The organism is Microcoleus sp. AT3-A2, from assembly GCF_036705685.1.
Lineage (GTDB): Bacteria > Cyanobacteriota > Cyanobacteriia > Cyanobacteriales > Microcoleaceae > Microcoleus.
In genome coordinates, this window is sequence record NZ_JAUBVF010000005.1 from 140,504 (window position 1) to 160,742 (window position 20,239).

At 44.5% G+C, this 20,239-nt stretch carries 20 protein-coding genes; 11 read left to right on the forward strand and 9 right to left on the reverse strand.

Going from position 1 to position 20,239, the window contains the following annotated elements:
- Window positions 1–200: 200 nt before the first annotated feature.
- The 4 genes from malQ to QUB37_RS05425 all read right to left on the reverse strand — a co-directional run bounded on the left by malQ (window position 201) and on the right by QUB37_RS05425 (window position 5,093).
- Window positions 201–1,709, reverse strand: a complete 1,509-nt coding sequence (gene malQ / locus QUB37_RS05410; protein ID WP_333159841.1) for a 4-alpha-glucanotransferase — start codon at window positions 1,707–1,709, stop codon at window positions 201–203.
- Window positions 1,710–2,170: 461 nt separating this feature from the next.
- The gene (locus QUB37_RS05415; protein ID WP_333157538.1) at window positions 2,171–2,296 is read right to left on the reverse strand and encodes a photosystem II protein Y; all 126 of its coding nucleotides are present in this window, start codon (window positions 2,294–2,296) and stop codon (window positions 2,171–2,173) included.
- A gap of 175 nt (window positions 2,297–2,471) precedes the next feature.
- Window positions 2,472–3,230, reverse strand: coding sequence for a MinD/ParA family protein (locus QUB37_RS05420; RefSeq protein ID WP_333159843.1), 759 nt, complete (start codon window positions 3,228–3,230; stop codon window positions 2,472–2,474).
- 72 nt (window positions 3,231–3,302) lie between these two features.
- The gene (locus QUB37_RS05425; RefSeq protein ID WP_333159845.1) at window positions 3,303–5,093 is read right to left on the reverse strand and encodes a CHASE2 domain-containing protein; all 1,791 of its coding nucleotides are present in this window, start codon (window positions 5,091–5,093) and stop codon (window positions 3,303–3,305) included.
- A 336-nt stretch (window positions 5,094–5,429) separates the two neighbouring features.
- Between QUB37_RS05425 and QUB37_RS05430 the strand changes: the two genes are divergently transcribed.
- The 5 genes from QUB37_RS05430 (at window position 5,430) to QUB37_RS05450 (ending at window position 10,157) form a co-directional block, all read left to right on the forward strand.
- Complete coding sequence (locus QUB37_RS05430) at window positions 5,430–6,170, forward strand: DUF928 domain-containing protein (RefSeq protein WP_333159847.1); 741 nt, start codon at window positions 5,430–5,432, stop codon at window positions 6,168–6,170.
- A 142-nt stretch (window positions 6,171–6,312) separates the two neighbouring features.
- The gene (locus tag QUB37_RS05435; RefSeq protein WP_333159849.1) at window positions 6,313–7,047 is read left to right on the forward strand and encodes a DUF928 domain-containing protein; all 735 of its coding nucleotides are present in this window, start codon (window positions 6,313–6,315) and stop codon (window positions 7,045–7,047) included.
- A 323-nt stretch (window positions 7,048–7,370) separates the two neighbouring features.
- Window positions 7,371–8,165: an HAD hydrolase-like protein gene (locus QUB37_RS05440; protein ID WP_333159851.1), complete on the forward strand. Its 795-nt coding sequence runs from the start codon at window positions 7,371–7,373 to the stop codon at window positions 8,163–8,165.
- 411 nt (window positions 8,166–8,576) lie between these two features.
- Window positions 8,577–9,794: a DNA double-strand break repair nuclease NurA gene (locus tag QUB37_RS05445; protein WP_333159853.1), complete on the forward strand. Its 1,218-nt coding sequence runs from the start codon at window positions 8,577–8,579 to the stop codon at window positions 9,792–9,794.
- 144 nt (window positions 9,795–9,938) lie between these two features.
- The gene (locus tag QUB37_RS05450; protein WP_242720424.1) at window positions 9,939–10,157 is read left to right on the forward strand and encodes a hypothetical protein; all 219 of its coding nucleotides are present in this window, start codon (window positions 9,939–9,941) and stop codon (window positions 10,155–10,157) included.
- 28 nt (window positions 10,158–10,185) lie between these two features.
- Here the strand turns inward: QUB37_RS05450 and QUB37_RS05455 are convergent, their stop codons facing one another.
- Together QUB37_RS05455 and QUB37_RS05460 are read right to left on the reverse strand one after the other, a co-directional pair.
- Complete coding sequence (locus tag QUB37_RS05455) at window positions 10,186–10,344, reverse strand: hypothetical protein (RefSeq protein WP_333159857.1); 159 nt, start codon at window positions 10,342–10,344, stop codon at window positions 10,186–10,188.
- Between the two features lie 62 nt (window positions 10,345–10,406).
- Entirely contained in the window at window positions 10,407–12,479 is a 2,073-nt protein-coding gene (locus QUB37_RS05460; protein WP_333159859.1) for an ABC transporter ATP-binding protein, read from the reverse strand.
- 209 nt (window positions 12,480–12,688) lie between these two features.
- Here QUB37_RS05460 and QUB37_RS05465 point away from each other — a divergent pair, with 209 nt between their 5' ends.
- Both QUB37_RS05465 and QUB37_RS05470 read left to right on the forward strand, forming a co-directional pair.
- Entirely contained in the window at window positions 12,689–13,204 is a 516-nt protein-coding gene (locus QUB37_RS05465) for a GNAT family N-acetyltransferase (protein ID WP_333159861.1), read from the forward strand.
- A 90-nt stretch (window positions 13,205–13,294) separates the two neighbouring features.
- On the forward strand, window positions 13,295–13,816 hold the full coding sequence (locus QUB37_RS05470; protein ID WP_333159863.1) for a GNAT family N-acetyltransferase: 522 nt from the start codon (window positions 13,295–13,297) through the stop codon (window positions 13,814–13,816).
- 70 nt (window positions 13,817–13,886) lie between these two features.
- On the opposite strand, the gene QUB37_RS05475 is transcribed toward QUB37_RS05470, so the two are convergent.
- Window positions 13,887–15,209 (reverse strand): tetratricopeptide repeat protein, encoded by a 1,323-nt coding sequence (locus QUB37_RS05475; protein ID WP_333159865.1) that lies wholly within the window; start codon window positions 15,207–15,209, stop codon window positions 13,887–13,889.
- A gap of 33 nt (window positions 15,210–15,242) precedes the next feature.
- Here QUB37_RS05475 and QUB37_RS05480 point away from each other — a divergent pair, with 33 nt between their 5' ends.
- From QUB37_RS05480 to hisC, 4 genes are all read left to right on the forward strand, one after another.
- On the forward strand, window positions 15,243–16,523 hold the full coding sequence (locus tag QUB37_RS05480) for an esterase-like activity of phytase family protein (RefSeq protein ID WP_333159867.1): 1,281 nt from the start codon (window positions 15,243–15,245) through the stop codon (window positions 16,521–16,523).
- A 105-nt stretch (window positions 16,524–16,628) separates the two neighbouring features.
- Window positions 16,629–17,480, forward strand: a complete 852-nt coding sequence (locus tag QUB37_RS05485; protein ID WP_333159869.1) for an alpha/beta hydrolase — start codon at window positions 16,629–16,631, stop codon at window positions 17,478–17,480.
- The gene (locus QUB37_RS05490; protein WP_333159871.1) at window positions 17,480–18,193 is read left to right on the forward strand and encodes a glycerophosphodiester phosphodiesterase family protein; all 714 of its coding nucleotides are present in this window, start codon (window positions 17,480–17,482) and stop codon (window positions 18,191–18,193) included. Before QUB37_RS05485 ends, QUB37_RS05490 begins: the two co-directional genes overlap by 1 nt.
- A gap of 52 nt (window positions 18,194–18,245) precedes the next feature.
- Window positions 18,246–19,292: a histidinol-phosphate transaminase gene (gene hisC, locus QUB37_RS05495; protein WP_333159873.1), complete on the forward strand. Its 1,047-nt coding sequence runs from the start codon at window positions 18,246–18,248 to the stop codon at window positions 19,290–19,292.
- Between the two features lie 90 nt (window positions 19,293–19,382).
- Here the strand turns inward: hisC and QUB37_RS05500 are convergent, their stop codons facing one another.
- The gene (locus QUB37_RS05500) at window positions 19,383–19,721 is read right to left on the reverse strand and encodes a type II toxin-antitoxin system VapC family toxin (RefSeq protein ID WP_333159875.1); all 339 of its coding nucleotides are present in this window, start codon (window positions 19,719–19,721) and stop codon (window positions 19,383–19,385) included.
- Between the two features lie 125 nt (window positions 19,722–19,846).
- Window positions 19,847–20,164 (reverse strand): antitoxin family protein, encoded by a 318-nt coding sequence (locus QUB37_RS05505; protein WP_333159877.1) that lies wholly within the window; start codon window positions 20,162–20,164, stop codon window positions 19,847–19,849.
- Window positions 20,165–20,239 lie beyond the last annotated feature (75 nt).

Genomic DNA, 20,239 nt, shown 5'->3' on the forward strand with positions numbered 1-20,239 from the left:
AACTGATAGAATTCATCTGCGTTCATCTGTGTTTATCTGCCTGTATCTGCGGTAAAAAAAAGAGAATGTATTAACCCCAGATGACAAGGGATTGACGCTGATTAAGAGTAGATAGATAGGAATAATTCCGATGCTAACAGATTTGATATTACCCATTAACAATTACCAATTACCCATTACCAACTACCCCTTCCCGACGCTCAATGTTTATTAGGAGCGCGCCCGGAGATGTAAGTCATAGTTTTGAGCCGATCGCGCACTTCCCAATTCACAGCTTCTGGCCGATACCGCCAGCCCCAATTTCCCTCTGGTTTCCCCGGAAAATTCATCCGCGCGTCTGTACCCAAACCCAACAAATCTTGAAACGGCACAATTGCCATATTAGCAACAGAAATCCAACCCATGCGGATTAAAGACCAGTGAATTCCTTGGGGATCGATGCAGCCCAAATAACGCAAAACCTCATCTCTTTCGTAGTTTTGCAGTTGATTGAACCAGCCGACAGTCGTGTCGTTGTCGTGGGTGCCGGTGTAGACTACGGAATTGCGATCGTAGTTGAAAGGCAAAAAAGGATCGCCAGGGCCCGCGCCAAAAGCAAACTGCAAAATCTTCATTCCTGGAAACTCGTATCGATCGCGCAAAGCTTCCACTTCTGGAGTAATTACCCCTAAATCCTCAGCGATAATCGGCAAGTTGCCAAACTTCTCGTTAATTAGATCCAACAAAGCTGTTCCCGGCGCTTTAATCCACTCTCCCTCGATCGCAGTTTCTTGTCCGCGCTTCACCGCCCAGTAAGCGTCAAATCCTCGAAAGTGGTCGATCCGAGTCACGTCTACATAAGAGAAAATCGCTTCAAAACGCTGCACCCACCACTCGAAATTAGTTGCTTGCAACTTCTCCCAATTGTATACTGGGTTCCCCCACAATTGACCTGTATTGCTGAAGTAATCAGGGGGAACTCCCGCCATTAAAGCTGGTTCTCCGCTGGCTTCATCTAAGCAGAATAAGTTGGGATTCGACCACACATCCGCGCTGTCGTGAGCTACATAAATCGGAATGTCACCAATAATTTGAATATTGCGCTGGTTGGCATAGCGTTTCAACTCCGTCCACTGGCGAAAAAACTCAAACTGAACGTATTTGTAGTAATAAATCTCAGCATTTAGCTGCTTGCGCCACTTTTCTAAGGACTTGGGTTCTCGACGGGCAATTTCTGGTTCCCAATTGTTCCAGCTAACACCGCCAAAGTGATCTTTTAGTGCCATAAAGAAGGCATAATCTTCCAGCCAACTCTCTTTGCTTTCGCAAAAAGCTGAGAAATCTCTTTGCTGCACCGGCGATGCTTTGGCTTTGAAGTTTTCGCAAGCTTTTTTAAGCAAAGACACTTTCAGGGCGATCGCCGGCTCGAAGTCTACATAATCGAGCGGAAATTCTGGCAAATTAGCGAAGTCTTCATCTGCGAGCAATTGATCGTTCCGCAGCAGTTCTGGGTTGATCAGCAGCGGATTTCCCGCCATTGCTGAATAGCATGAATAAGGAGAATTGCCGTATCCTGTCGGCCCCAGCGGCAATATCTGCCAGTATAGCTGGTCACTCTCTACTAAAAAGTCAATAAAGCGATATGCTTCCATTCCCAAGTCCCCAATGCCAAATCGACTGGGAAAGGATGTGGGGTGGAGTAATATGCCGCTCGATCGGGGAAAAAGCATAATCTATCTAAAGATATAGGAATTTAACATTGACAATTTGACCTATCTTCCCTACCAGTTAAACTTCGTAGTTTTGAGGGCGATTGTCAGGGCAAATACTTTTGTGATTGTCTCATATTTTGTGCGATAACGTGCTTACCAAATATTTTTATAACTCTACTCATAACTCCTGAGTAGATCTCAAAACATCAAAATCCGGAGTTACGCGATCGCCCTACTTTCACAGCTAGGTTTTTTACCCAGGCTCGTTTGCTGCAACAAAGTATTTTGCTTAAGCGTACCCGGTTTCTGCTTAACTTTTAAATCTAACTTTTCTTTTGTTTTCGCCCCATCTCTCTGCAGTCGTAAATTGCCCGCCAACAATCAGCCATCACTTAAGCAGAGCCAATGCACAAATCAGCCGACTGTTTTTGTATCTCAAAAAACAGTCGGCTGTGGAGTTACCTGAAAAGAGGCTGAGTTTAAGCTTGCTTGTTCAACATTTTCTGCACTTGTTTGAGAGCTATACTGCCGATGTTGTAAGCAGCCCAGCCGCCCGCCAACAATACGGGCATCAATACTATTAGTATGCGGAAGTCAAATTCCATGAGTTCTCCTCCTAAAGTTTTTTAACAAATTCTCATAATCTATTTGTATCTCATTTTGTCGCCATTCTCTTGACTCTTTAACCAAATATTCGGGATACGCAGGAGGACATCGCTCCGCAAGAATTGAGAGCGAAAGCGAAACTCCTGGGCGGGCGATCGACATTCGCTACACCAATTATCCCACAATCTGTTTCGCAATCCCTTCCACCACATGAGTTAGAGGGTCGTTAGGGAAGTGCAGCACAAACACCCCCTTGCTGGCGAGCAGCATCATCTGGTCGCTGTGGGGCAGTACCCCTGCCACTGGGATGTTGTAAATACTCTCTACTTGCTGCTTCAAATCCTCGAAATCAAGGGATTCTGGGGCTTTATTGATCGTCATCAAAATTTTGGGAACTTCTAATTTGCGGGCCACATCTACCGTGACAGCCGTTCCCTGAAAATCTTGCTGATCCGGACGCAGAATCAGCAGCAGGATGTCGGAAATGGTGATGCTGAGGAGGGTTTCTTCGTTGAGCCCCGGGTGCGTGTCTATAAATAGGTAGTCTAAGTTCAAAACCTCGATCAGTTCTTGAAAGCCGTCGGTAAGCAGTCCCACATCGTAGCCTTCGCGCAAAACTCGCGCTATCTCCCCTGCTTTAATGCTCGAAGGAATCAGGTAGAGGTTGCCGTTACTGGCTAATGGTGGCAGCAGCGAACTCACATTGTACGCCGTATCCGCGATCGGACACCGGCCCCACAGGTAATCATTCAGGCAGTGATCCATGTTGCTCTCGCTGAAACCGAACAGCACGTGAATCCCCGGTGATTGAATGTCTGTGTCAACAATGGCGACCCGATTTCCGCCGCGAGCGATAATAGATGCCAGGTTTGCTGTCGTGTTCGATTTGCCAGTTCCGCCCCGGTAAGAGTGGACAGAGATGATTTTGGACATGATGCGTATGAGGGTAAGAAACGGCGAGAATCAATAATTATGATGCAATTCTCGATGCAGTCGAGTACTCGGTCATTCTTCCTTGCCCCCCAAATCCTCCTTGTCAGCTAGACTATCCATTTTTTCATCTTTTATGCTCTTTTGTGCGCCCCTGCGCTGCCGCATCTGTTTGGCTTTGGCTTGCAAATCGCTGAACTCGTCATCAGGTTTGGTTTCGGCTGAACTAGCACCACAACCAGTACCGTTCGGAACACCCGTTTTTGAGCTACTTTCCGATTCAGTCACGGCGGTGCGCTGCTTCTGCTGTTTGGCTTTTTCCTGCAACTGAGCTAAGTAATCGTCTGTCTGACTTTCGGCCTTGGGAAGCTCTGGGGTACTGGCAGTTATTTCTTGGGGTTCGGAAGGTGCTTTTTCAGAGGTTTCTTGTTTGCTAATCCTCAGTTTATCTTTCTTTTGCTGTAATTCTTTAAAGAAATCCGATTCTGTGATTTCTGCGACTTGCTGTTCTTTTTTGGCTTGGTCTATTTCGATTTTGAAGACTTGTTTTACTCGATCGCTAATTGCTTTCCCGTATCCGGCTTTATTAAATCTCTCTGCTGATACAATGCTACCGCCAGTTAGGATTAATGCTAAGGCTGGCGCTGCCACAGGCACCCACCCTCCTAAGAGAAAAATCCCAAAGCTGAGCGCGCAGCACACCGACAGCAGTGCTCCGAATGTCACTGTCAACTTCGCTGGGTGAGCCATCCGCGATGCCAAGGTTCCTCCGACAATTGACCATGCCGAAATCCACATGATTTCTGCCCATTGCGGCCAAAACCAAAACATCGGTCTGTTGTCTAAAACTGCACTCAAAATTTGGCTGACTACTTGTGCGTGTGCCACGATCCCCGGCATGAATTGGTTGCTTTGCTGTCGCCCACTGTAAGGAGTATAAAATAAATCTTTAACGGTTTCTGTGGTGTAACCGATGAGAACTATTTTATCTTTAACTAAATTCGGGTCAACTTTCCCTTCTAAAACATCCGTAATTCTGACTTGGTTTGCGACTTGCCGCCGGGAACGATAGTTAATTAATATTTGATATCCCCTGACATCGGCATTTTTGTATCCTCCGTCATTACTTGCTAGTTGTTTTAATTGGGTTTCTCCCAGCCATAAAGATTGATCTGGTGCCAGTTTGGGATAGATTTTTTGCCCTTGCAGGTAGCGGAGTGCTAGCTGGAGGTTGAAGGAATATAAAACTTGAGAATCGTCATTGCAAAGATGTTTTTGGGCAGAAGAGTTGCCCTCAATTGTCGGCGGTTTCATAAATAATAAAGCCCTGCGGAGTATGCCACCCGGATCGACTCCGAAATCTGCAAATCCCACCCGGTTTTGTGGGAGCCCCGGCGCAGGCGGAGAACCGGGATTGTCCGGGCTTCCGTCGGTGACTAAACATACCCCAATAATTCGATCGCTTTTTTGTAAAACTTTAGTTAATTCCTCGCGCCCGTCTCCTAAAGGTACGTCTCGCAGTACATCTAAACCGATGACTGCCGGCTGCATTTTGTCGAGTTTTTGTAATATTTCAGCTATTTTGCGATCGGATATTGGCCACTCTTTGAGTTTCTGAATGTCTGCTTCGGTAATCCCCACCACTAGCAAACGTGAGTCTGGCTGTTCCTCGGGACGCCACCTCACCATTTGGTCGTAAGCGCTTAATTCTAGGGGTTCGAGTATTCCTAGCTGTCTGGCCCCCATTAAGGATAATGTTACTGCCGCGCTGGCAATTAATACAGACTTAGCCAATGCTAGTGATGGTTTATACATTTGACTCAATTGAGCCGCTGCCGATCGAATTTTGTTAGATATTTTACTCATTATCCGAGCATAAAAGTTTGACTCGTTTCTGGAACAGCAGTTGTTTCGCCTTTGCAACCTGCCGGAGACTTCTTCTATCTTAGAACACTCGGAAACTCCGACCAATTTGTTACAATAATTTACAGTACGTACCGAGCAACTGTATTCAATGATACTTGCGACCTTGGCAACATGATTATTCCGACAGAGAATCCACTTGCCGCTCGAATTAATTAATGTTATTGATGATATGTCAAGGTATAAATTGTGTATCTGCGCCCTCGACTAGCATCTCAAAAATATTTGTCGCCATCAGCGAATGCCTGTGTTTGCAATTATAGTGAAAGGTAAAACAAAATGAAACGTTTTCTACATCGCGCTACACTTGCGGTCGCCGTATCTGCGATCGCAGCTACCCTCCCCAGTTCACTTGCACCGATGCGCGCACAATCCCAGCCGCTTCTGCTGAGTCAAAATGTTAATTTCAAGCCTCCAGACGTAACAGCCCCCGCCAACCGACAAGGAGGGGCACATCGCGGCAACAAGCTTTGTCCAGCGGGTTTATCTATTACTCCTTTAGTGCCTCCAACTAATATCGGTTTAACCATAACAGATTCTCCCACAATTTTTGTTTATATTCCTAACACTTCGCCCGAAATAGAGTTTACTTTGCTCAACGAAAAGGAAGACAAAGTAGTCTACGAAAAAACCTTTAAACTAGACAAATCTGGGATTGTTGGAGTTACCATTCCTGCTACCGTGGACAACAACAAATCCCTTGAAGTTGGCAAGCGATATGTATGGTCGTTTTCGATGGTTTGCGACCCCGAAGACCGAGCTGCAGATTTAGTTGTTAAAGGGTTCGTGCAGCGAATTGAACCGCAGGCAACTCTCAAGAGCGAGTTGGCAAATCCCGACCCGATGACTAGGCTCAACGTTTATGCTCAAAATGGGATTTGGTACGAAACTCTCGCTACTTTAGCCCAAATGCGACGTCAGACACCGGGGGATGTCAAGCTGACAGCCAAGTGGACGCAATTGTTGCAGTCCCAAGGACTGGAATCAGTTGCAACTCAACCACTGGTTGCCCCTCTTTAAATCTCGATATTTCTTGAAGTTTTGTCGGTCAGCCGATGGCGATGTGAAAATTGACCCATTTACTCGATCGCGCCCGGGGCTAAAACTCCGGGTTAACATTTAGAGATGTGCTCTATAAATATTTCTACAAGTTGGTGGAAAAATGAAACGTTTTATAAATTTTACTGCACTGGTGATGACTGTATTGGCGATCGCCGTTACTCTCCCCAGTTTGCTGACACCGATGCAGGCTGTGCCTGCACCCATTCTGCTGAGTCAGAATGTTAATTTCAAACCTCCCGATGTAACAGCCCCCGACAACCGACAAGGGGGGACGCATAGAGGCTGTAAGTTACGCGATGGTTTATTCATTACTCCCTTAGTACCTGAAAGCAATATTGGCTTAACGCTAACAGAATCGCCAACATTTTTTGTATATGTTTCTCAACCGGCGGCTCAAGTAGAGTTTATTTTGCTAAACGAAGATGAATCCGAAGTAGTTTACGAAACTACTATCAAAAATGACAAAGCCGGAATTGTTGGAGTTAGCCTTTCTGAGAAAGACCAGACAAAAAATATTGAGGTTGGTAAGCGATATGTGTGGTCGTTTGCACTAGCCTGCGATCCTCTGGAGCGTTCTGGAGATTATATTGTTAAAGGATGGATGCAGCGAATTGAACCCCAGGCAAATCTCAAGAAAGATTTGGCAAATCCCGACCCTATGGCTAAGGTGATTGCTTATGCTAAAAATGGGATTTGGTACGAGACTCTTGCTACTCTAGCCGAAATGCGGCGCCTCGCACCCGATGATTCGCGGCTGACGACCGAGTGGACGCAATTGTTGCAGTCCCAAGGACTAGAATCGATTGCCGCTCAACCGCTAGTTCAGTCTTTTTAATAACCACTCTTGACCAATCATTGCTGAGTGTTTGCATAGTCAATTCTTCAATTCTTCAATCCAGTGACAGAAAGCAGCCAGGGTACAAGCCCCCGAATTTAGATGTGTCCAAATAAAAAACATAGTCTCCAATAAGAAGTCCCCGGATTCATCAGTGATATCGCTTTGTTCAATTCTTCAATTCTTCAATCCAAAATCCAAAATCTAAAATCGATTAAAAAGTCCCCGGATTCATCAGTGATATCGCTTTGTTCAATTCTCCAATTCTTCAATTCTTCAATTCTTCAATCCAAAATCCAAAATCTAAAATCTAAAATCGATTGATGACTAATAACTTTCCGACAATTCTAGCTCTTGATTTTGACGGTGTGATTTGTGACGGACTAATCGAATATTTCCAAACAGCTTGGCGTACCTACTGTCAAATCTGGAAACCAGTCGAAACAGTGCCAGATCCAGATTTAGCTTTGAGCTTTTACCGAGTGCGGCCCGCCATCGAAACCGGTTGGGAAATGCCACTGCTGATCCGCGCATTGGTGACAGGAATTTCCCCAGAGCAAATTTTGCTAGAGTGGCCCAATATAGTACCGTATTTATTGACTGATAATAATTTGAAAGCGCAGTCTGTAGGCGCTATGTTAGATGGATTGCGCGATAACTGGATTGCTGAGGATTTAGCTGGGTGGCTGTCTTTGCACCGCTTTTATCCAGGGGTTGCCGATCGCTTGCACTCGTTGCAGGAGAGTTCGGTGAAAGTGGCGATCGTCACTACGAAGGAAGGCCGTTTTGTGCGGGAACTTTTGCAGCTAGCAGGCGTACAAATGCCGTCGGAGTTAATTTTTGGTAAGGAATACAACAAGCCGAAACACCAAATTTTGCGGGAATTTTTGGCTGCATCTGGCAAAGATTCGACTATTTGGTTTGTGGAAGATAGGTTAAAAACTTTGCTGTCGGTGAAGCAGCAGCCGGATTTATCTCAGGTGAGGTTATTTTTGGCTGATTGGGGTTACAATACTTTGCCAGAACGGGAATCTGTGGCTCAAAATCCACCAGTTCAATTGCTTTCTCTGTCGCAGTTTGCCGGAGATTTTGCAGATTGGCTGCCGATCGACTGTTGATGTTAGATTTATTGACAGGTGTGATTTTTTTCGCTCTTCAGAGTCAAAAAAAAATCACAAAATTTTACATCTTTTTTGTTGACTTTTGCGGCGTAGACATGGTATTTTAATATAATGGGATGGTGGCAAAAATAATATTTTTCTCACCATCCCATTATAAGATAAATATAACAGAAATTCCTCAAAAAAGCAAGGATCTCGACTAAAAAAAATGTGTTTTTTTTAGACTATTGCAGGTACTTCTGACCTCAAAAACCAGGTTTTTTTACTACTATTTATTCTGGCTGGTATGAAATATTTTAGTTTATCAAACCGCGTGTATGACAAAAAACAAGCTTCGGCACAAAAAAATGAAAAGTGTTTTGATAATTTCTCAGCTTGAAAGCTTTCTAATATTGAGACTTAAAACCTATGCTCGATTTAACTAAAGCAGCGAAGGCAATGCAGGGAATGAGCCAACATTTGAATGTGGAAGCTCACGCGGCTCGCCAACGTTTGGAAGTGGCTCAGAATTTGCTGGTAAAGGCGGCAGCGGAACAGGAAAAATTGGTGGAATTGCAAGAGAATTGGCGCGATCGCACTTTATTCAATGCTGCCACGCCGATCGAGCCATTATCCGATCGTACCTACATCACCGCACCCCCCGCCTCTCACACAGTCTTTGCCACAGACGGATCGCAAATTTCCCCCAACCATCACGAAATAGCCTACTGCTACCTGCTAAACGTCGGCACAGTCATGCTGCACTACGGACAAAGCCGCCACCCAGTTTTAGACAGTGTGCCCGAGGTTTTCTACAAACCCGAAGACTTGTACGGTTCGCGACAGTGGGGAATTAGAACCGAAGAATGGATGGGATACCGGCGGGCAGTTTCCGAAGCAATTGCCTTAGCAGAAATGGGCTGCAATTGGGCAAAAGTTAACGACAATAAATTGCCCGCGCCAGCTTTAGCAATGGTAGACGGTTCCCTGATTTATTGGTTTTTGGAACAGTTACCCAGCGAAGCGCGCGATCAAATTTTGCTGCCAATTTTAGAAGCTTGGGACAAGTTGCGTTTAGCAGGAATTCCGCTGTTAGGATACTTAAGCGCTTCTCGCAGCAGCGAAAGCTTATCTTTTTTGCGGTTTGAAGCTTGCACCCACGAAGTACCAGACTGCATGACAAATTGCCCGAACGTCGGATTTTCCGCCACAATTTCTTTCGCCGAAAAAGCACCTTGTCAAGAATTTGAACCCTTGCGGGATGCCATTTTGTGGGCAACAATCCTGTCACCGGGACAAAGAAGCCCTTTATGGAAATCCCAAGCTCGAATTTTAGATTTGTACGGGCTCAATTCAGTTTATTTCTGTTACGTTCACGTTGGCACCGAAATTGCTAGAATAGAAGTGCCGGAATGGGTAGCACAAGATACAGCACAGCTAGATTTAGCATTAGGAATGATGCTGGCTCAAGTACACAAAGGCGGCGGCTATCCGGTGACTCTAGCAGAAGCTCACAATCAAGCGGTAGTCACGGGGGGCGATCGAAGTCGCTTTTTCGCTTTGTTAGAGCAGCAAATGATTAAAGCCGGCTTAAAAAATGTCGGAATTTCTTATAAGGAAACACGGAAGCGCGGCAGTATTGCTTAAAGTAATAAGTGGAGTAATCTTGGACGCAGCAACAGGGTTTTTACGGAAATATTGCATTTAAGCCTTTAACACAGATAAAAAACCCGGTTTCTTTGGTATTGATGCGTAAGTTATGTAGAGTTAAAATCAAGTTAAAAATGTTATATGCCAATAGAACTAATTATTTTAATTGCTTCGTTACTTGTATCTTGGCTGGTGTTTAATTGGGCTTTTAAAGTATTGAAAGCCAGCATCGGTACAGCGATTGGTTTAGCTGCGATTGTGCTGGCGATGCAGTTATTGTTTGGCATCGGCCCAAATCAGCTTTTCCAACATATAATTCACTTGCCGGAAACCCTGGGGAAAATGATTTCGGGCAAGTGATCCGATTTTAGATTTTAGATTTTAGATTTTAGATACCCGACTTCTTGAAGAAGTCGGGTATCGCGAGATTCCGAGAATTTTCCCTCTTCCTTCTTCCCTCTTCCTTCTTCCCTCTTCCTTCTTCCCTCTTCCTTCTTCCCTCTTCCTTCTTCCCTCTTCCTTCTTCCTTCTTCCTTCTTCCTGACATCCGTTACATCCGTTACATCCGTGGAGCGAATCCGTTGCCGAACTTCCTTCTTCCTTCAGATATTAACTTCCCAGCATTTGCAAATTGTACAAACTGGCATACAACCCTTCTAGCTGCAACAACTCTTCGTGGCTGCCAGATTCTACTAACTGCCCACGTTTGAGCACTAAAATACGATCGACATTTCGGATAGTCGAGAGCCTGTGGGCGATAATTATCGCCGTTCTGTCCACCATCAAACGTTCTAGAGCTTGTTGAATTAAAGCTTCCGTCCCCACATCCAAACTAGCAGTTGCCTCGTCTAGAACTAAAATACTGGGATTGCGAATGGCGGCGCGAGCAAACGCTAATAATTGCTTTTGTCCCCCCGAAAGATTGGTTCCCCGTTCCCGCAATTGCGTATCATAGCCTTGAGGCAACTGTTCGATTAAACGGGCAACATTAGTCTTTTCTGCTGCTGCTTGAATTTCCTCAATCGAGTAACTTTCTCCCAGGCTGATATTGCTCTTCACGTCACCAGCAAATAGAAAGCCATCTTGGATAATTACGCCTATGTGCCTGCGTAACTCTGCTTGAGGCAAATCCCGAATATCCACATGATTAACCAGAATCCGTCCTCGGCTAGGTTCGTAAAGGCGACAGAGAAGACGGATAATCGAACTTTTGCCCGCACCGGTGGGGCCAACTAATGCTACTTTTTCGCCGGATTTGATGGTGAAATTGAGGTTTTGCAGGACATATTCGTCTTTTTTGTAAGCAAACCACACGTTGTCAAATTGGATTTCTCCCGATTCTGAATTCTGCGATTGGGCATTTTCTCCTCCCCTTAGCAAGGTGGGATTGGCGGGGGGTGATTGGGGATTGTTAGGCACTAAACGATATTCGGAACTTGCTGGATTTTGATGATTATCTGCCAATTCTCGATCGAACGGAGACAAGTTGTAAGCCGTTGCCTCTGGATGTCCAGTTATCAACAACGGTGAATAACCTGCCCTTCTTCCTTCTTCCTTCTTCCCTCTTCCCTCTTCCTTCTTCCCTCTTCCCTCTTCCTTCTTCCCTCTTCCTTCTTCCTTCTCCTCGCTGGTTGGATCTTTAATTTCGATCGGTTCGTTGAGGATATCGCTAATCCGTTCGACGGCGGTAAATCCTGCTTGAATAGCGGTGAATTTCTCGGCAAATTGCCGCAGCGGATCGAAGAGACGCTGAGCAAATAAAATGAATGCAGAGAGAGTACCGAAGTTAAGATTACCGGCTAAAACTCTTTGGCCGCCCATCCACAAAACCCCTGCAATCGCCACTAAAGCAATCCATTCTAATGTCGCAGATACGGCTGAGTCGTAAAATATAGTTTTGTCAACTGCTTTAATGTAGCGTTTATTGGTGACACGAAACAATTGTGAATTGAAGCTTTCGCGGCGGAATAGCTGCACTACGCCAATACCAGTCAGGTTTTCTTGCAGTTGGGCGTTTAGTTCGGAAAGTTCTTCTCTGGTATTGTAATTTGCTATGCGATATTGGTACTGGAAATAAACTATGACTGCGGTAATTGGTATCATCATCAGCACCAACATTAAAGCTAGTTGCCACTGCATGGTAAACATGAAAATGGCAATTACTAAAATTGAAAATAAATCGCTGACAATGCCGATCGCCCCTGAAGAGAAAACCTCTCCCAAAGCTTCTACATCGCTGGTGAGGCGAGTCATCAATTTACCGACAGGAGTGCGATCGAAAAATCTCACTGCTAGCGATGTGACGTGCGCGAACAAATCATTTCTAATGTCAGTAGTAATTATTTGCCCTACTTTGGTGACTAAATAGCCTTGAAGTGATTGCAGTGCTAATCTAAGTGTTATAGTTAGCATGAGCAAAATAGCCAAAATATTCAATGCAGCAGATAAAGGCACTCCCCGCAGGAATTCGTAGGTAGGTTCCGCGCGAATTACCGAAATTGCCTGTCCGATGAGAATGGGTTGAATTGCTCCTGAGACTGCTAGCGGTACTAATAGTACGATCGAAATAATCAGCAAGCGTTTGCTGCGGGTTGCGTAAGATGCCAACCTCATGAATAACCGCCAGTCTGTTTCCTGGCCGGATCTGTTTTTGGTGTCTGCTACTGGTGAGGAAATAGTCATTGATGGCAAAAACTGTACAATATATCTAGTTAATAATTGTAACAAATAGAATGAATATTTGGCACTAATATCAGTAACAGGCAAAATGCCTGTTTCACAAAGAGTGTTTTCTTGTAACAGCAGGTTGGCTGGAGGAACGAAACCCAACCAAAATGTTTGTAGGCAGACAAAACTGGTATTATAATCTACTGGTATAAGTTATATTTATCATGCAAGAGATAGAGACAGCCCGATTGTATCTGAGACAATTTACACCAGACGACTTAGATGAGCTGTACCGCATCTACAGTGATGCAGAAGTGATGAAGTATTTGAGCGAAGGCGTCAGAAATAGAGAAGAAACAGCAGCCGATTTATTTCAGATAATCGCAGATTGGGAAAAACACGCTTTCGGTTTGTGGGCTGTTGTCAATAAAGAAAATAACCAATTAATCGGCGACGGGGGGCTTCGCTTCTTAGGCAAAACACCTGAAGTAGAAGTCGGTTACGTGTTAGCAAAAGCGTATTGGGGGAAAGGTTTAGCATCGGAAGTTGCAGCGGCTAGCCTCAAGTATGGATTTGAAGTATTGAAACTCAAAAAAATTGGATCTGTTGCACATACCTCAAACCTCGCCTCGCGGCGGGTAATGGAAAAAGTGGGGATGAGATACCAGCATAACCTCGACCATTCCGAGCGAGTATATTATTCAATCTCGCGAAAAATCTACCAGTCAAAAGTAGTTTAGTTGAGTTGAGGAAGGAAATCCAACCAAAATGTTTGTAGCAAGACTTATCAAAACTGGTATCCTAATCTAGGCGTATAAATTATATTAATCATGCAAGAAATAGAGACAGCCCGATTGTATCTGAGACAATTTACGCCAGACGACTTAGACGATCTGTACCGCATCTACAGTGATGCAGAAATAATGAAATACTTGAGAGGATTTAAAACTAGAGAAGAAACAGAAATCGCCATTCATACCATGCTCAAAAGTTGGGAAGAAAACAACTTCGGAATGTGGGCTTTAGTACATAAAATAGACCGTAAAATGATTGGTCGCTGCGGACTGGTTTTGCTGGACAAGACACCGGAAGTTGAGCTAGGCTATACCCTCGACAAAGTTTATTGGAATCAAGGATTGGCGACTGAAGCATCTTTTGCTAGTCTAAACTATGGATTTCAAATATTAAAGTTGGATAGAATAGTTGCGATCGCACGCCCAGAAAATATCGCCTCTCAGCGGGTGATACAGAAAGTTGGCATGAAATATGAAAAAAATGCTCGTTATTACGAAACTGATGTACTATATTACTCTATCTCGCGAGAAACCTACGAGTCTAAAGTAGTTTTGTAGGGTGTGCATTGCACACCTTACTGCATTTAAATTACTCACATTGCAAATTGGCCTTATTGCCTGCTGAAAACTACGAAGTTCTTTGCAATTGCTTGTTAACTTTTTGAATTTTCTTAGCAAAATACTCTTGTCTGTGTCCCAATCTTTTAGCCACGTCCAACCCTTTTTGATAGGATTCCAAAGCTTTATCGTAAGCCTTCATCTCTTGATAAACTTGACCGATATTGTCATAAGTGTTCATCAATCCGTAGAAATTGTAAGCCCGCTCTTCTAACAGCAACTGCATTTGATAAATCCGCAAAGTAGGCTCCCACTGCTTTTGCGCTCGATAAAGTAAAGCTAATTTATCCAAAGCTTCGCTAGCTTGGGCATACTGTTGAATGGGGACGGCTAAATTGTAGGCTTCCTGATAGTATTGAGCGGCTAAATTGATTTGACCTATGGTTTGGTAATCACTAGCGATCGCAATTTTGAGCGGTGGTATAGCGCTGGGATTTTGCAGGTTGACATACACTGATGCTAGTTTTTCCCTGGCTGCGATCGCCTTTAGGGGTTGTTTTGACTGTTGGTAAACGTAGGCCAACTGTCTTAGAGCATCTACCTCAGTTGGAGGAGTTACAGGCTGCGGCGGCGCACCGTTTCCCGCAACAACAGCAGAATTTTGCACAGCAGAATTAGCAGCAAATAAATCGCGGTTTTCCTGAATTAAAGTTGCCAATTCTTCATACACTGGAGCAGCTTTATCGTAACTCAACCAATTGATGTGAATTAGCCCGATCGCCTTCAAAATCTGACCTTGGGCCAATATATCTTGGTTTTGGCGCGCATTTTCGAGAATTTCTTGGTAAACTTCTACAGTCGGCCCTTTAGCGCGCACCTGCTGAAAAGCCGCAGCGAAGGCGGGGAGCAACTCAGTATTAAGTGGTACTTGGGATTTGACTTCTTTTTGAATTGCTTGCAACCGTTTGGTAATAAGCTGTAGTTCCAGGTTTTTACCGTTACTCCAAGCAACACTTCCTACCCGACTCAAAGCAGCAATTTCCGCCGCCGGCCCCAGATACCTCCGCAGCCGCAATTCTCGGAACCAAATTTCAAAAGCACCGGCGCCCTCTCCAGCTTGCAGTTTAGCCGCTGCTTCTAAGTTTAACTCTTCCAAAGCCGCTGTCAGTTCGTCCCGCTGAGTGCTGCTCAAAGATTCGTTAGCGGGAGCTAGGGGATCGGGTGTGGTAATTTCTAGAGGATTAGGGGAAAATTGATCGAGGCCTGGTGGATTAGTTTGGGCGCTAGCAATAGAACCCGCACACAGCCACAAGAAAAGCAAGCACCCAATTGGCACAGAACTTCTCATTCTCAAAATTTGGTGGCCGCGATTCGGCATCTTTTCTGGAAACATCAAGTTTTGCATATCTACAAAACGGTATAAATTATGTCACAAAGATGGCACAAAAGCAAACTGTTCAACAAGAGCAACAAAATAAATGTCACCGCACTGAGCAATTATTGGGATTTAAAGACGCTGGGCGATCCTCTTCGAGGGCTTCGCCAACGCATTTTACGCTTATTCAGTCTAGCCCTAATTCTCTTAACTGTTTGCACAGCTTGCGCCCCCACTCCCGTAGTTGCTAGAGACCGCTCTTTTCCAGAAATGTCTCTAGAATTTTTGGGCGAATACCAATTGCCAAAAATCAATTTTGAAGGAGTACCAGTCGGCGGTTTGTCAGGAATTACCTACGATCCCAAAGGTATTAGCGCAGTCACTTCCAAAGCTTATCGCTTTTACGCTCTTTCCGACGACCCCAGCGAAAACGGAGAAGCCAGATTTTACAGTCTCCAACTCGACCTCACATCAAGTGACCCCGGCAATATTCGCCTGAAAAAAGTTACCGTTGACGGCGTTATCTCCCTCAAAAAAGCAGACGGTGAAACCTTCTCTTGGGGTTCCATCAATCCCGAAGGCATCGCCCTTTCTCCCCGCAACTCAGTATTTGTCGCCAGCGAAGGCGTTACTCATGTTGGTATCCCTCCTTTTCTCGGAGAATTTGACCTTAAAACAGGGCAAATGCGGGGAAATTTGCCAATACCAAAGCGCTATATTCCCGATGCCAGCGATGAAAAACAGCAGCAAGGAGTGGTAGACAATTTAGGTTTTGAATCTTTAACCATCGACCCAGAAACATTTAGTCCAGGCGGTCTCGATCCGTTTCGTTTGTTTGCAGCTACGGAAGCGCCGTTAATGCAAGATTTAGACCCAGAACAGGCAAGTAAACTGCGTCTTTTACACTATATCATCGTCGATAAAACGCCGCAATTAGTCTCAGAAAATCTTTACAATCTCGACCAAGTTCCCATGACTATTTTGAACGGTTTAACAGAATTAGTAACTGTCGGTGGCGGTCAGATTCTGAGTTTAGAACGTTCTTTTGGGCTGTCGGGATACAGCGCTAGGATTTATCAATTAGCGGTTGGGGCGGCTACAGATACTTCGAGAATTCAGAGTTTCAAAGGACGAGTGGCGGTCGAACCTGTTAAGAAAAAGTTGCTGCTAGACTTAAGCCAACTCGGAATTCCGCTTTACAATTTAGAGGGGATGACTCTCGGCCCGCGCTTGCCAGATGGCAGCCAGAGTCTAGTTTTGGTCAGCGATGACAATTTTGATGAAGCGCAGAAAACTCAGTTTATCTTGTTGAGTTTGAAAACCCAAAATTAGTATGAGGATGCCTTATTTTTTAGTCAGCGAAGGCGGACTTCGTTTGTAGATGATCAGCGGTTTCAACCGCCGAGTGTTCAACAAAGTAATTAACTACCGCCAGTCATGCCAACACGCAACACTTTGCACTTACCAGAAATCGAACTTTCATACCTAGAATGGCAGCCAGAAACAGGGAAAGACAAAGTTCCGCGTTTGCTGCTGTTACACGGTTTAGCAGATAGTGCGTCTGTCTGGACTAGCTTCGGCAATTACTTGTCCAACTGCTATCATATTGTAGCGCCAGATATGCGGGGTCACGGAGAAAGTGGCAAACCAAAAACAGGCTATACTTTTGAAAGTGCGATCGCAGATTTAGAAGCTTTGATGGCACATCTCAACTGGTCAGACGCCCACATTTTAGGACATTCTTGGACGGGCAAACTAGCAGCGATTTGGGCTAGGCAAAATCCCGATCGCTTTTGCAGTATGATTTTAGTAGACCCCATCTTCATCACAAAACTGCCCGCCGCGATGAAACTCACCCTGCCAATTGTTTACCGAAAATTAGACTGTCTCAAATGTGTGGGGCCGTTTGCGACTTTATCCCAAGCAGAAGCAGCAGCAAAACAATCGGGAGAATACGCAGATTGGAGTGACGTGCAGCAAATGGTATTCCAACACCAAATCGAACAAAAATCCGACGGAACTTGGGGCAGTAAATTTGCGATTACAGCCAGAAATCAGATATTTGCAGAAGTGATGAAAGTTGCCGGTTTAACTGAAAATATTGATATCCAGACTTTGTTTGTACAGCCAGAAAAAGGCGTAAATCGCATGGCTTGGCAAATGCAGCCATACAATAGATACTTGAAAAATCTTACCGTTGCAAAAGTACCGGGTAATCACTGGTCTTTTTTGACTGAACCGGAAACTTTTAATCAAACTGTGACAGAGTTTTTAGAGGGCACAAGATAGTGAATTTAGAAATTATTGCACATCGGGGATTTTCGGCGATCGCCCCGGAGAATACTTTAGCAGCTTTTGAACTGGCGATCGCCCGTGGAGCTCATTCGATCGAATTTGACATCCAGCTATCCGCCGACAACGTACCAGTGATTTTTCACGACGCAACATTAGATAGAATCACTGGAGTTTCTGGCAAAGTTAGGGAAAAAACTCTGTCTCAATTGCAGACACTTAATGCGGGAAAATGGTTTAGCGATGAATTTTCACAAGAAAAAATTCCTACCTTAAAAGAATCATTAGCTATCCTCAAAAATGTTGACAAATTTCTTTACTTTGATGTCAAGCCGCACTGTGAGTGGTCTGATTCAGATGTCGCTGATTTTGTCAATACTCTGAAGGGCGAAAACATCCAACATAAATGCGTTATTACCTCCTTTAACGATGGATTTCTGGAACAAGTGCGGCGGCTATCTGGCGATTTGGCGATCGGACACATTGTTGCTAATCTAGAAGCATACAAAACTCAATTAGCTCAAGTTGTGGCGCATCGGGATAATTTGATTAGCAGTCTGTATCGCGTGTTGCTGGAAAACCCCGCACTAATTCAAGAAAGCCGGAGTCAGGGAGTTGACATTGTGGCCTGGACGGTGGACGATCGAGCGGATATGCAAAAGTTACTTGATTTGGGTATAACCCGGATAGTCACTAATTGTTTGATATGATATTTTTAACCGCAGATGCAGGCAGATTAACGCAGATTAACGCAGATAATAGATGAATTACTTTCGCAAAAACATCCACGAAATGTCTGGCTATGTGCCGGGGGAACAGCCCCCGCTAGGCACAAAAATTATTAAACTAAATTCTAATGAAAATCCCTATCCGCCTTCTTCCAAAGCCTTAAAAGTGCTTCAGGAAATAGACGGAGAAATGCTGCGCCGCTATCCAGATCCGACTGGCAAACTTTTCCGCATTGCTGCTAGTCAAGTTTTGGGAGTTGCTGACGATTGGATTGTTGTAGGTAACGGCAGCGACGATTTATTAAATTTGATAGTTCGCGCTGTGGGCGAATCTGGGAAACAGATTGTTTGTCCCGCGCCAACCTATGTATTGTACCGCACTTTGGCAGCAATTCAAGATGCAGAATTTGTTGAAGTTCCTTATCCCGACGACTACAAGTTACCAGTCGATTTGCTAATAGCAGCCCAGGGTGCAGTGACATTTGTAGCTTCGCCAAACAGTCCATCGGGAACAGCGATATCTGTTGCAGATTTGGAGAAACTGGCTAAAGAGTTATCGGGCATTATTGTCATCGACGAAGCTTATGTAGATTTCGCCGAAGAAAATGCTTTGAACTTGACAAAAAAGTACAGTAATGTTATAGTTTTGAGGACGCTTTCAAAAGGTTATTCCCTCGCAGGATTGAGGCTAGGTTTTGGCATAGCAAATCCGGCGCTGCTGGCAGAATTAAATAAAATCAAAGACAGCTATAATGTAGATGCTTTAGCCTATGCAGTGGGGGCGGCTGCGATCGCAGATCAAGACCACAAAATAGCCAACGCCGAAAAGATTAAGGCTTCGCGAGCAAAACTAGCCGTTAGTTTCCAGGAATTAGGCTTTGAAGTTTGGCCCTCGCAAACCAACTTTTTGTTAGTTAGGCCACCAAGCGGCGATGCAGAAAGAATTTATCAAACACTGAAAGTACGGGGAATATTGATTCGATACTTCAATCAGCCGCGATTAGAAGACAAATTGCGGATTAGTGTAGGTACGGAGGAACAGAATCAAATCTTAGTTAAAACTTTGAAAGAAATTCTCTAAATAACGATCGCACTCAAATTAGTTTCTAGTGAGGAATGCAAGTCCTCTGATTTTTATGGAGACTGGCATTCCTCACTACAAACATCTTGATTACTGATAATTATTAGGATTGTCAATAGCCAACCCTACCGACAGAGCAATATCCAGCAATCTGTTGTCCGCCGAAACAAAAATTAGTTGAGTTTCTGGCTGGGAAAGGAGAGTAGTAGATTGAAAGCGCAAAGCAGAGGCTAACTGTACAGAATCATAAGCGCGCAGCGGATGTTGCATCACCAATTCGGTGGCTGTTTCTATCAAAGTTTGATCGACATCTATGACTCGGTATTCATTTTCAAAATCCTCCCTAACTTTTTGCACAATTAAATCAAAACGCTCCGCAGACAAACTTCTATCCCGCAGACGGCGTGCAAAAGCGCTGTGTACCTCCACCCAAGTAATCTGGCTAATAGCTAAATGGTTATCTGTAGCAGGATCGGTAATCTATAAAATCCAGTCACTGCCTATTTCCGGCACGTATCGTTTGACTAAAGCGCTAGTATCCAGAAAATAAGCATTTACCACGGGCCACGATCCTCGATAACGATTTCTGAGATAGGCTTACCTGGTAGCGGTTCCATTTTTTGCATCAACTCCCGCCACTGCTGCGCGCGCTTGATTAATTCTGCTCGATCGAGCTTACCCTGTTTCTTTGGCAAACGCACCAATCCTCGCACATCCATCAACTTAATCGCCTTTTCGCGATCGCCCTTGAGTTCTTCCGGCGACACTTCCGCTACAATTGTGATTTGCACAGTTTCCCCATCATTCAATGACAAAGGACTCAAGGGACGAAAAACCCCGTTTTCGTAGATAGCAGTAATAGTTTCTGGCATAATTAGCCTCTTAATTAAATGCTTTGACTTATTGTAATTCTTTTAGAGTTTTCAGTAGGGTGCGTCAGTTGTGAT

Coding starts and splice junctions, on each gene's coding strand:
- QUB37_RS05460 (WP_333159859.1), bottom strand. CDS start 12,479: ATGACTATTTCCTCACCAGTAGCAGACACCAAAAACAGATCCGGCCAG.
- QUB37_RS05485 (WP_333159869.1), top strand. CDS start 16,629: ATGCCAACACGCAACACTTTGCACTTACCAGAAATCGAACTTTCATAC.
- QUB37_RS05420 (WP_333159843.1), bottom strand. CDS start 3,230: ATGTCCAAAATCATCTCTGTCCACTCTTACCGGGGCGGAACTGGCAAA.
- QUB37_RS05455 (WP_333159857.1), bottom strand. CDS start 10,344: ATGTCAGGAAGAAGGAAGAAGGAAGAAGGAAGAGGGAAGAAGGAAGAG.
- QUB37_RS05440 (WP_333159851.1), top strand. CDS start 7,371: ATGACTAATAACTTTCCGACAATTCTAGCTCTTGATTTTGACGGTGTG.
- malQ (WP_333159841.1), bottom strand. CDS start 1,709: ATGCTTTTTCCCCGATCGAGCGGCATATTACTCCACCCCACATCCTTT.
- QUB37_RS05430 (WP_333159847.1), top strand. CDS start 5,430: ATGAAACGTTTTCTACATCGCGCTACACTTGCGGTCGCCGTATCTGCG.
- QUB37_RS05445 (WP_333159853.1), top strand. CDS start 8,577: ATGCTCGATTTAACTAAAGCAGCGAAGGCAATGCAGGGAATGAGCCAA.
- QUB37_RS05475 (WP_333159865.1), bottom strand. CDS start 15,209: ATGTTTCCAGAAAAGATGCCGAATCGCGGCCACCAAATTTTGAGAATG.
- QUB37_RS05505 (WP_333159877.1), bottom strand. CDS start 20,164: ATGCCAGAAACTATTACTGCTATCTACGAAAACGGGGTTTTTCGTCCC.
- QUB37_RS05425 (WP_333159845.1), bottom strand. CDS start 5,093: ATGAGTAAAATATCTAACAAAATTCGATCGGCAGCGGCTCAATTGAGT.
- QUB37_RS05480 (WP_333159867.1), top strand. CDS start 15,243: ATGTCACAAAGATGGCACAAAAGCAAACTGTTCAACAAGAGCAACAAA.
- QUB37_RS05415 (WP_333157538.1), bottom strand. CDS start 2,296: ATGGAATTTGACTTCCGCATACTAATAGTATTGATGCCCGTATTGTTG.
- hisC (WP_333159873.1), top strand. CDS start 18,246: ATGAATTACTTTCGCAAAAACATCCACGAAATGTCTGGCTATGTGCCG.
- QUB37_RS05450 (WP_242720424.1), top strand. CDS start 9,939: ATGCCAATAGAACTAATTATTTTAATTGCTTCGTTACTTGTATCTTGG.
- QUB37_RS05465 (WP_333159861.1), top strand. CDS start 12,689: ATGCAAGAGATAGAGACAGCCCGATTGTATCTGAGACAATTTACACCA.
- QUB37_RS05470 (WP_333159863.1), top strand. CDS start 13,295: ATGCAAGAAATAGAGACAGCCCGATTGTATCTGAGACAATTTACGCCA.
- QUB37_RS05435 (WP_333159849.1), top strand. CDS start 6,313: ATGAAACGTTTTATAAATTTTACTGCACTGGTGATGACTGTATTGGCG.